The following is an 11,588-nucleotide window of genomic DNA, read 5'->3' as shown; positions in this document are numbered from 1 at the left end:
ATAACGGAAAAAAAGAGGAGGATGAATTATGAATTGGGGCTAGTTGAAAGCAGAAGTGGGAAGTAACAACACCAATATTTGACGTGGGCTAGTTGGTACTAAGCTAAGGCTAGTTGTAAACAGGCTTGTTATATAAAAACTATTCTTTCGCAATAATTGCAGGAACCAGTTGAAAGTATATTTTTTGTATATGGATTTGAGTTTTGGATTAAAACTTTCCATCAAAATATCTATTCATGCCCGCAAATAGATATTTGTTTGAAAGCATATCTTCAATTTGCTTTTTCACTTCTCTCTTAACAACTTCATCTCCCAATGCTTTGTAAGCCATTTTAAAGGCTCGGAACTTTGTGTAAACTGAATATCTTATGTTTTTAAGTTCAATCCGGTTGATGCCATAATAATCTTCGGCTGCTTTAACATGATGGGCAAACGCTGGTTGTGTAGGAACAATTTTCACTTCTTCTATTAAATCGTCTGCTTCATAGGCAAAATAAGTTGCAGGGTCGTCAAAATATGGGTTTAATAAAAGTGCAACCTCTGCCTTATGGTTATCTAAAAATTGTTGAAGTGAATAATTCAAAGCAATCTCAATTGGGTCAGGTGAAATATTTCCTGCTAACTGTTCAATCTCTTGGTCTGTTGTATTTTTAGCAATAACTGGAATAGGGAATTGGTTTGCTCCAATAGGAAAATTGTTGCTCTTATAGGTTTGATTGCAAATTTGGCAGGCGTATAAATAGTTGTCGTAGGTATAAGCTAGCCACCAGTATATACTTTTAGGCCGGTAATGCTCCACATCGCCGTGCGCAACTACTTCTGTGTTTGCTTCGCAATAGGCACACTTTCCCCCGCTCTCTTTTTTCAGTTGGGTTTTAGCCGTTTTCCAAAATGTGCTTTTGAATTCAACAGGTTTGTTTTGGTCATTTAGAAAATCTCTTTTAGCAAACATCAATTCTTTATCCTTCGCTTTTTTATCCACCCCTCTATATTTAGCATTGATGGCTTGAGTAGTCCTTTCTCGTTCTAAAGCTATCATACATTATTTTTTGATGCTTAATTTGGTTTCGATTCTTTCTAGCAAATCCATTTCCTTTACACTTGATGCAGGAGCTGTTCTTTTCGGCAGCATCGTTTTTAACTTTTGCTTTGCCACTTTCATTTTTTCTTTATCGCCACTATTCAAGGAACCATCTTTTGATTTCAATAATTCATACGTTTCTTTTGCTTGTTGTACTTCATAGCTCTCGTCTGTTTCTAAACCAAAAACCGGTGTCATTAGTAGCTGATTTACCAAGAGTGATTTTGGCGAGCCTATGAAAGGGATTATTTCTACAACATTATTGTCGTTTCGCTTTAAGGCAAACAGTTCTCCTTTGTCTGCCTGTTGTGCGGTAAGGGGCGAATGGGTTGTTGCAACCACCTGAAAGTTTGGAAGCTTATTCCCCACAAAGTCCAATAACATTCGTTGCCATTTGGGGTGAAGATGCAAATCCACTTCATCTATCAGCAGCAAACCTCTTGCTTCTAATGGCTTTTTGTAATCTTTAAACGTTTCAGTAATTCTATAAAGCAAGTCCCCAATCCATGCTGCCATGTTTTGATAGCCATCGCTTAACTGGTCAAGTGGAACAATGCCATCAAGAGTTTGAAACAATACTTGCTTTTTTTCTTTGTCAATAGAATGAAAATCAATTCCCGGCAAGAAATCATTCAACGCTTCCTTTACTAAATTTATCCCTTCATTACCTGAACGATAATCCAACTCAATAATCCAAGCAGTCAAAGGGTTTAATGTGGAAGCATTATCAAACAAATTTCTCACATTGATTGAACGGCCATTCCTGCTCTTTTCAAAATTGGAGAATACCTCATTGGATAAGCGCCTGCTTGCTCCATAAGCAACTACAAAATAATTCCGGTCTGCATTTTCTATAGCATCATCGATCAAGTGAAGAGAATCTCTGTTATTGGAAATGATTTTGGAAAGGTTATCCCCCCTGTTAAACTGCAAGGAAATAATTCTTTCTTCTCCTTTTTTAGTTTCCAACACAGCTCTTATTGTGCAGCTTTTCTCATTTAATGTTATCCAGCTATCAGTATTGCCCAAAAGTTCGCCCAAAGCATTGCTCCCCAATGTTACTAAAGCAATTGATTTTAAAATGTTGCTTTTCCCGGTTCCATTCTCGCCTAAAATCAAAGTCCATTTCCGGTTTGTGGTTTGTGTTTTTTCAAATGACAATTCAATATTTGAGAGGCATTTAAAATTATGGAGGGTTAATTTTTTTAGGAACATATTGTTCTTTATTATATTAAAAAGAAGGTTACTTATCTCAGTATTTTTAGCTTTACCATGTCTATCCTTGTATCGCTGACAGTAAGGATGTCGAACTGGTAGTTTTCTATTATAATGCTTTCGCTGCGCTTGGGTATGGTTTCGTGGTGGTTAATGATATAGCCGCTAAGGGTTTCTGAATCATGCTCGGGAAATTGCAAGTTGTATTTTTCTGTTAGGGCATCTAACTCCAGCCTTCCGCTCAAAATAAACTCATCCTCGGCTATTTGCTTTTCAACGAAATCATCGGTGTCGTACTCGTCTTGTATCTCGCCAAAAATTTCTTCCAGTAAATCTTCCATGGTAATGATGCCCGCTGTGCCTCCAAATTCATCCACTACCCAAGCTATGCTTTTGCGTTCTTTAGAAAACTTATTCATCAAATCGGTGGCGCTCATGGTTTCTGGCACCACGGGAATTGGGTGTATAATATTTTTAATAGATGTAGGTTTCTTAAAAAGGTCTAGCTGGTGTATATAACCAACTATGTTATCTATCCTGACATCGTAAACAATCAGTTTGCTAAGCCGGGTAGTAATAAACATGGTGGCAGCATCTTGCATGGTGCTGTTCACGCTAATGGCTTCTATTTCTGTGCGGGGCACTAGGCATTGGCGTATCTTGATGCCGGGAAGGCTTAGGGCATTTTCAAATAGCTCGGTATTTAGCTCTTGCTTGTCTTCGTCCAGCACTTTATTTTGCTGGAAAAAATGCTCTAAATCAACCTTGCTGAATGCACTGGATTTATCTCCGGTTTTTACATTAAATAAATATTTGAGTATCCATTGGGATATGCCCACGAACAAATTGGTAACTGGCAGGAACAATTGATGGAAAAAACTGGAAATGGGAGCAAAAAAATGCAAGGCACTATCAGCCTTAGCCCTGAAAATGGCTTTTGGTATAAACTCACCGACAATTAATACTACAACGGCAGACAACAAGGTATCGAACACCAATTTCAAGTACTCGTTTTGGATATGGAGCGGATTCCAAAAAGTAAGCCTAAGCAATTCGTCGAACAATAAACCATAGCCTACCAAAAAAAAATTCAGACCCACCAAGCAAGTGCCAATAAACTGAGCCGGATGCTCCATGAAACGGGATATGATAAGGCCGCTGCGTTTGCCCTGCTTTTTTTTTAGCTCTGTGTTCAAGCGGTTGCCGCTGATAAAAGCTATTTCATAGCCCGCAAAAAAGGCAATGAACAGCAGGGAGAGTACGATGCCGATAATGACGATAGTGCTTGTTGCCATGATAGTACGAATATACGGTAAGTAGTTTTTTAATCGCAATAATTTTCCTTCATCCCCGGAAGAGAGCATTAGGTTTTGTCTAATTCAACATTTAAGATGAAAAATTCAGAATAAATCTCCCTACCATTTTTCTTCTTCCGAAGCAATATTGGCTGGTGGTGTATATTTTTTACGCAGTTCTATTTTTTGCAATTGCCTTTCTATAATGGCTTTGGCAATGGTTTCCCCAGCCGTTGCGGTAGTGGCTTGCTGGAGCAATTGTTGTATCGATTTTTCACTAATATCTATGCGGTACAATAGGAAAACGAGCTTCTCAAAATTTGAAACAATCAATTGGTTGATATAAATAGCCAAAGCATGCTGTAAATCTTCCAAGGAAAGCGTTGGTTGAAAAACCATGCCCGTTTCTTTTTCCAAGGTATCTTTTATTTGAGCCGTATCTATCATTCGCAGTGCGATATTACTACTAAATTTTGCCTCAGCAATGGGTAGGGTGCATAAAAGTTTTTCGCTTTGTGGCGATATTCCTTAATTTTTAAAAACCTTATCTTTGTGCCAGAAATGCCCTTGCTAAAAACCTAGGTTAAACACATTTTACAAGCTATCAACTAGTATTTGCATCAATGTTCTTTTTTTATTAATATTAAGATAGTTTTAGCTTAAAAAATTAGCCTTGTATTGATGGCTGTAAAATACGCAAAAATTACGCACAAAATGAGCATGAAATACGCAAAAAGTATGCACGAATCACTCAAAAAATATGCACAAAATAGGCACAAAATACGCATTAAAATTTGCCTTTATTGTTGATAATCAATGATTTAAAGGCAAGGGGACGTTTTTTCAAAAAATCGCAAATAGGAAAAAAAACCGAAAATTGTCAAAACTGAAACTATTTTAATAAAAACCCCAGAAAAAGTAATAGTATAGAAATTGTATAAGTGTCCTCGTTTTGCATCCCATCTTCTTGCCCCTGGGGGTGTTTGTTCCGGCTTTTTGGGATAAGGGCGGGCAGGGTTATAGTAGGGTATTTTTTCACTAAAAAGCGAAAAACTTTTATGCACCCCAATGGGTATGTGGGTGATTAAAAACCAAAATAGGCAGCTATAGCATATTTTAATATGATATTGCAGCCACATTTCACTTTCTTTGCTGTTAGTGCTAGCTAGTATTTGCCACAAAGGCACGAAGGCTCAAAGTAGCGCTAAGAAGGAAAAAGAAAAGATTACATGCTTTTTTCTATACTTAACTTTAAAACTTTGTGCTTCTTTGTGCCTTTATGGCAAAAAATACCCGAGTAATAACAAAAACTTGTATATTTCAAAAAACAATTTTATCAACAAATATTAAAAATGCAGGGCTGCTTTAAACAAATATTTCTCGGTTTAGTTGTTTTGTCGTTTTCTGTTTGTGCCAATGCACAGGAGTCTATTTATACTGAGATAAATTATAAATTACTTCAAAAGTTAATTGACGAAGCCAAAATCAATTACCCAAAAATGAAAAGTTTTGAGCGCAGGGTAATCATGGCGCAGGATAATGTAACCAAAACAAAAAAATCTTGGTACGATCTGCTTACTTTTTCCTTGGCATACAGCCCTACTAACACTACTTCCTTGTCGGCACCGGTTTTGTCTGGCTATCAGGTAGGCGTTTTTCTAAACTTGGCTGCCATTTTACAAAAGCCCTATACTATTAGGCAAAGCAAAAATGAATTGCTTATTGCCAACCTAGACAAGGATGCCTATGACCTAAACATAGAAGCAGAAGTTAAAAGCCGATACTATAAATATATCCAGCAATTGACTATTTTGAAACTGCAATCGAAAACCGCTGTTGACATAGAAGCAAATTATAAGATAATTAAATATAAATTTGAAAAAGGAGAAGAGACCTTTGAAAATTACAACAAGGCAATTATTGCCTTTACCGAGCAGAAACAAAATATCATTGCGTCTGAAGGCAATTTGCTAGTATCTAAAAGCACGCTGGAAGAAATTATATGTAAAAAATTAGAAGACGTACGATAATGGAGCTACGCAACTTTATATACCTTATTTACCGTCAAAAGTTCATGATCCTGGCATCGTCGCTGATTGCCATTGCATTTACTTTTACACTCACCAAGCACCTGCCCGAAAGCTTTACCTCTAGAGGGCGATTGGCAACAGGATTGGTGGACCAAACCGAGGCACAGGTGCTAGACAGCAAGCAGGATGCACAGGAGTCGCAAATCAATTTACAGTTTGCCAACCTGATACAGTCTATCCAATTAAAAAAAATACTAGACCAGGTGTCGTACTTGCTGATATTGCACGACCTAAAGGATAGTACTCCTACATTCAGGAAAAAAAGCAAGCTTTTTCTTAGCCTAGACCAAAACCAAGTTGCGCATTATAGGGATATTTTTATAAAGAAATATACTTCAAGGGAGTCGTTGTACCTGTATGATGCAGACCAAAAGAAGCTGGACGACTTACTAAACTCGATGGGTTACGACTTAGAATCGCTAAAGAAAAAGCTGTCTGTTTACAGGGTGAGCAACAGCGATTTCATTGACCTAGAAATTGAAGGTGACAATCCCTATTTCTGTGCGTTTGTCATTAATTCTATTTGCAGCGAATTTGTGGCTTATTACGGGTATATTGTAAAAGAAAACCATGTAAAGGGCGTTGATTTTTTAGAAACCCTGCTACAGGAAAAAAGGGATTCTATGAACGCCAAAATGCAAGCCCTGAAAGAATACAAAATACAAAACAGGGTGCTAAACCTAGCGGAGCAAGCCAAGAGCATTTATGCGCAAATAGCAGATTTTGAATCGAGGAAAGAAATAACGGAAAAAGACGTTCTGGCCAATGCGGGTGCCATTAGAAGCATTGACAATATGTTTAACCCGCAAGACAGGATGTATGTAGAAACTGCATTCATAAAACTAAACCAGCAAATGCTGGCCACAAAAGACATCCTTAAACGATATACTGAGAAATACATCAGCAGCAATTACGACCCTAAAATAAAAGTAAAAATTGACTCGCTGCAAAGCATCATCACAGCCCAGATACTACAACAGTCTGACAAGTATATTACAGACCCTTTGTCGGCTAAAACCAATTTAATATCGCAAAAGTTAACATTGCAAGTGCAGCTAGAAGTTGCCAAAAACAGCATTGCTTCTTTGCAAAACAAAATAAACTCGCTAAATGCAGCTTACGACAAGCTAGTGCCGCACGAAGCCGTGATTCAATCGTTTGAAACAGAAATAGATATTGCCAGCAAGGAGTATATTGAGATATTGCAAAAATACAACCAAACCTCAATGGAGTCAACCATTTCGCCACGTATCAAGCAAATTGAAATGGCCATGCCAGGGCCTGCTGCACCTTCTAAAAAAATGATTTTGACAGCAGCAAGCGGCGTAGTGCCAGTTGTTTTGTATATAGTGGTACTGTTTATTGTGTTTTATTTAGACGACAGTCTTAAAACATCAAGGGAGTTGGCCAACAAAACCAATATCCCTGTTTTAGGCTATTTGCCGCTGTTGAAAAAAACATCATTGAACTTGCAGTCAGTATGGAATAGCAATAGGCCTAGCACAGAACTGCAACGCTACAAAACCCTGCTCCGCTCGGCAAGGTTTGAGGTAGAAATGGAAATGAAGGATAGCCATGTGTTAGCTGTTACTAGTATTTCAGAGGGCGAGGGCAAGTCTTTCACAGCACTTAGCCTTGCATACGCCTATTCAATGGCCAATAAAAAAGTATTGCTGATAGACGGCGATTTTGATTTTCCTTCAATAACTGAAATTACAAAGTCTCCTTTCTTTTTGGAAGATTATTTAAATGGCACGCTCCATTTGCTCGATATGGTTAGCAATGACGGGTTTAGCGTATTAGCAAATAAAGGTGGCGATACTTCTCTGTTTGAATTGTGCGAAGAACATGTTGTAAAACAAAAGATAAACGTGCTAAAAGATACCTTTGACGTTATTATTATTGATGCTAACGCCTTGGACAACATGAACAAATCGAAGGAGTGGGTAGTGATGGCAGAAAAAGTATTGGCTATTTTTCAGGCAAACCAAACTATCTCAAGCACTAAAGATTTACAAATCAACTATCTTAGGGGCATTGACAAGCAATTTATCGGTTTTATTTTAAACAAGGTTTCTAACCGTAAATCAAGGTTAAAAAGGCTCATTAATCAATTCAAAAACAGGAAAAAGAAAAGAAAAAATAACGATGACTAGCCTATTTTTACATATTGCCTATTGGGTTTGGCTTGGCTTTCAACTGCTTATTGGGTACAACCTGGCACTGCCACTGGTATTGTACCTTTTGTATGTCATTTTACCCAAAAAGAAATTGCCCATTGATACCAAGCCTGCAAGCCAGGCCAGCGGCGAAGCAGACTACGCCATTATTGTTACCGCTTACGAGCAAACGCATACCCTGCCACCAGTAATAGACTCGCTGCTGCGCCTGCAATACAGCAATTACCTTATTTACATCGTGGCCGATAAGTGCGATGTGAGCAACCTTCATTTTGCCGATAGCCGTGTAATTGTGCTAAGGCCGCAAGAAACCCTTGCCAGCAACACACGCTCGCATTTTTATGCCATTAACAATTTTAAAAGGCGGCACGAAAGGCTTACAATTATTGACAGCGACAATTTGGTAGAACCAGATTACCTATCTCAATTAAACCCTTATTTCGATGCAGGTTTTTCTGCCGTGCAGGGCGAGCGGAAAGCTAAAAATTTAGACACTACTTATGCCTGTATCGATGCGGCAAGGGATGTGTATTACCATTTTTACGATGGTAAAATATTGTTTCAAGTGGGTTCTTCTGCCACCTTAGCAGGGTCTGGCATGGCGTTCACGGTACAGCTATACAAAGAATGCCTAGGGCATTTAGACATAACAGGTGCTGGTTTTGACAAAGTGCTGCAAAAAGAAATCCTTAGCCGTGGCTACCGTATTGCGTTCACAGCCGATGCGGTAGTATATGACGAAAAAACCTCGCAATCGGATCAGTTGGTAAAGCAACGTGCTCGCTGGATCAATACCTGGTTCAAGTATTTTGTATTCAGCTTCCAGATTATAGGGCTGGGCATACGCAATGCCAACTGGAACCAATTTTTGTTTGGCTTTATTTTATTGAGGCCGCCATTGTTCATTTTTCTTATCCTATCTTTTTTCTTGATGGCAGCCAATGTTTTTATTAGCCCTTTTATAGCAGTGCTGTGGCTGATTGGCTTTGCCATGTTTGTGGCTGGTTTTTTTATAGCCTTGTTGCTTTCGCCTACTGACAAGCGTATTTACAAGGCATTGACGGGTATCCCTAAGTTTGTTTTTTACCAAGTACTTTCTTTGCTAAAAGCAAAAAATGCCAATAAGCACTCGGTTGCCACGCAGCATTTCCACGGGAAAAAAATTGAATAAGCAAAGGATTTTAGCCACAAAGGCACAGAAACACGAAGAAGCACTAAGAAAAGGAAGGGTAAAACTTATGTTATCAATAGTTTTACCGTTCCTTTTCTTGTTCTTCCCTTAAAACTTTGTGCCTCTTTGTGTCTTCGTGTCTTAGTGGCAAATTAACCAAAATTGTAGTTGAGTAGCAAAAACCAATGGTATCCATATTGAAAACGAGTACCAAAATCCACAGTTTTTTTGTTGTTTGTTGGCACAATTTTTTCCCTTAATTTTATAAACAAAAATGCCATGAATACAGATAAACACTTAAAATTTATTAAAGACCGCATTGAAGATTCTGCACAAGCGATGATGTACCGCTGCTTGGACGAAAGCCACAAGCAAGTACTAGGCATCAAGAAAAACATGGTAATGGACGACAACGGCCAGTTGTACTTTCCTCTGGATGGCAATTTTGAACAAAAGCACACAGACGACACTTTTCCTGTGGAACTTTTCTTCTACAAAAAAGGCAACCCTTTTTTTATAACTGCCAAAGGCATAGCCGTTAAATCTACAAAAGAAAAAAAAGAATTTGGCAATACTGATTGCCTGCACGACAATATGGTTTGTGTAAAAATGGACCAAATAGAATATAGCGAGCTGGAGGGCTTTAAAACAGTTTCCCGTTGGGCAAAATGGTGGGGCTATATCGGCAATTTGAATGTGGCTTTCTAAACTGCCAAAGACTTCCTCCTTTTACTAACAAAAAAAAATTGCACCGTAGTATATTTTGAAGGCTAATGATATACTACCGCAAGGAATAATTATTGTCATCATTCAAATCATTTAATCAGCGGTACAAATATCCCAATATATTTTCCTGCACTGCTTTCAATTCTTCTTTGCTTAGGGTTAATTTTTTATTCATCAGGTTCATATCGTGGGTGCTGTTCATGGGTATCAGGTGCACATGGGCATGTGGCACTTCAAGCCCTACAGTTAATATGCTTACCCTGTTGCAGGGGTATGCCTGTTGAATAGCTTTTGCAATTGGCTTCGCAAAAACAAGTAACCCATCTAAATAATCATCTGGCAGGTCAAAGAGTTTGTCCACTTCTATTTTCGGCACAATAAGTGTGTGCCCATGCGTTAATGGGGAAATGTCCAAAAAAGCATACAGTTTATCATTTTCAGCAATTTTAAAGGAAGGTATTTCACCTGCGATGATTTTTGAAAAAATGGTCACTTATTGTTATTTTAAATTTTGAGTTTTAAATTAGGATTCATTTTAATGAAAAACCCCTACAAATGTAGGGGCTATATATTAAAACTTCCTGCTTCATTAAGCGTATGCTTTCGTGGCAATTATTTAAATAGAAATACTCATCACTTCAAATTTCATGATTCCAGTTGGTGTTTGCACTTCGGCAATTTCGCCCACAGCCTTGCCCAACAACCCTGCACCAATTGGCGAGGATGCAGATATTTTACCTGCTTTCAAATCGGCTTCTTTTTGGCCTACTATCTGGTATGTAAGCACCTTTTTGGTAGCCAAGTTGGTAATAGTAGCCTTGGTTAAAATGGTTACTTTGCTAATATCGATGGTGGTAGGATCCACAATTTTGGCATTGGCAATTACGCCTTCCAATTGTTTTATACGGGCTTCCAGCATACCCTGCGCATCTTTGGCAGAATCGTATTCCGCATTTTCCTTCAAGTCGCCTTTTTCGCGCGCTTCGCCAATTGCCCTGGATGCAGCAGGCCTTTCTACCCCTTTCATGTGCTGCAGTTCCTCACGCATTTTATCAAACGTTTCTTTTGTTACATATTCGCTCATATCCTATTATTTTTATCTGGGGTTATCAAAAAAAAATACAACGCCGCAGATAACTGCGGCGTTGCATTGGTACAAATATACAAAATTCATTAAAAAGAATAGGAAAAAAATATTTTCGGATCTGGTGCTAATTCTTTTTTTGAGATGTTGCTGTGTACAACTCTTAATATAACGGGTGCATAAAAGTATCCCAATAAGCAAATGATGTTTAGCTAAAAGTAACCTTGTCATTGGTACACTTTTCTTTATTCGATGGGCAATACCCATCGATAGTATATAACATCCCTTCGGGGCTTTACAGCACTATTTGCAATGACTTTGTTTTATAAGAGTTTTTCGCTTTTTTAGTAAAAATTCACCTTAGCGCAACCCTGCTCCTACCCGCCCCTACTTATCCAGAAAGGTAGCGACAAATTCATGCAAAGCAGAAGGAGTATGCTGGGGAAGGACAAAAAAGGGGCAGTTGTATATTTTTTATAATATCCTTTTTGCAGGTTATTTTATTAAAATAGTTTCAGTTTTGCCAATTTTGAGTCTTTTTTGCTGCTTCAGATTTTTTTTTTAATCCTCGACTTCTTTGTAAACCATTGATTATCAATAATATTAGTGGATTTTTAGTAGAAAAAAAAGTATAATTTATGATAATTTTACTATCAGTTACTGATAATTTATTGATAGGAAGCTGATAATAAACTAATCATTTTATGATAGTAAAGTGATAATTTATTGACAAGGAATTATAATAC

General features: G+C 37.9%; 10 protein-coding genes. 4 read left to right on the top strand and 6 right to left on the bottom strand.

From position 1 onward, the window contains the following. Window positions 1-208: 208 nt before the first annotated feature. From ACHFIY_RS06050 to ACHFIY_RS06035, 4 genes are all read right to left on the bottom strand, one after another. Window positions 209-1,039 carry an HNH endonuclease family protein gene (locus tag ACHFIY_RS06050; RefSeq protein WP_410845168.1) on the bottom strand — a complete coding sequence of 277 codons (831 nt, stop codon included), beginning with the start codon at window positions 1,037-1,039 and terminating at the stop codon, window positions 209-211. A gap of 3 nt (window positions 1,040-1,042) precedes the next feature. Beyond that, complete coding sequence (locus tag ACHFIY_RS06045; protein ID WP_410845167.1) at window positions 1,043-2,296, bottom strand: AAA family ATPase; 1,254 nt, start codon at window positions 2,294-2,296, stop codon at window positions 1,043-1,045. 32 nt (window positions 2,297-2,328) lie between these two features. After that, window positions 2,329-3,591, bottom strand: coding sequence for a hemolysin family protein (locus ACHFIY_RS06040; RefSeq protein WP_410845166.1), 1,263 nt, complete (start codon window positions 3,589-3,591; stop codon window positions 2,329-2,331). Window positions 3,592-3,711: 120 nt separating this feature from the next. Next, entirely contained in the window at window positions 3,712-4,038 is a 327-nt protein-coding gene (locus ACHFIY_RS06035; RefSeq protein WP_410845165.1) for a hypothetical protein, read from the bottom strand. Window positions 4,039-5,090: 1,052 nt separating this feature from the next. Here ACHFIY_RS06035 and ACHFIY_RS06030 point away from each other — a divergent pair. From ACHFIY_RS06030 to ACHFIY_RS06015, 4 genes are all read left to right on the top strand, one after another. Next, window positions 5,091-5,621, top strand: coding sequence for a TolC family protein (locus tag ACHFIY_RS06030; RefSeq protein WP_489685637.1), 531 nt, complete (start codon window positions 5,091-5,093; stop codon window positions 5,619-5,621). 44 nt (window positions 5,622-5,665) lie between these two features. Further along, on the top strand, window positions 5,666-7,837 hold the full coding sequence (locus ACHFIY_RS06025; RefSeq protein ID WP_410845163.1) for an exopolysaccharide transport family protein: 2,172 nt from the start codon (window positions 5,666-5,668) through the stop codon (window positions 7,835-7,837). Then, window positions 7,830-9,032: a glycosyltransferase gene (locus ACHFIY_RS06020; protein WP_410845162.1), complete on the top strand. Its 1,203-nt coding sequence runs from the start codon at window positions 7,830-7,832 to the stop codon at window positions 9,030-9,032. Before ACHFIY_RS06025 ends, ACHFIY_RS06020 begins: the two co-directional genes overlap by 8 nt. 279 nt (window positions 9,033-9,311) lie before the next feature. Next, window positions 9,312-9,740 (top strand): hypothetical protein, encoded by a 429-nt coding sequence (locus ACHFIY_RS06015; RefSeq protein WP_410845161.1) that lies wholly within the window; start codon window positions 9,312-9,314, stop codon window positions 9,738-9,740. Between the two features lie 115 nt (window positions 9,741-9,855). Here the strand turns inward: ACHFIY_RS06015 and ACHFIY_RS06010 are convergent, their stop codons facing one another. Beyond that, window positions 9,856-10,251, bottom strand: coding sequence for an HIT family protein (locus tag ACHFIY_RS06010; RefSeq protein WP_410845160.1), 396 nt, complete (start codon window positions 10,249-10,251; stop codon window positions 9,856-9,858). Between the two features lie 123 nt (window positions 10,252-10,374). Beyond that, the gene (greA, locus tag ACHFIY_RS06005) at window positions 10,375-10,842 is read right to left on the bottom strand and encodes a transcription elongation factor GreA (protein WP_410845159.1); all 468 of its coding nucleotides are present in this window, start codon (window positions 10,840-10,842) and stop codon (window positions 10,375-10,377) included. Window positions 10,843-11,588: the final 746 nt, after the last annotated feature.

The sequence above is a fragment of the Parasediminibacterium schistidii genome, assembly GCF_046546515.1.
Lineage (GTDB): Bacteria > Bacteroidota > Bacteroidia > Chitinophagales > Chitinophagaceae > Parasediminibacterium.
Note: the sequence above shows the minus strand (reverse complement) of the source record. Positions and strands in the feature narration are given on the sequence as shown.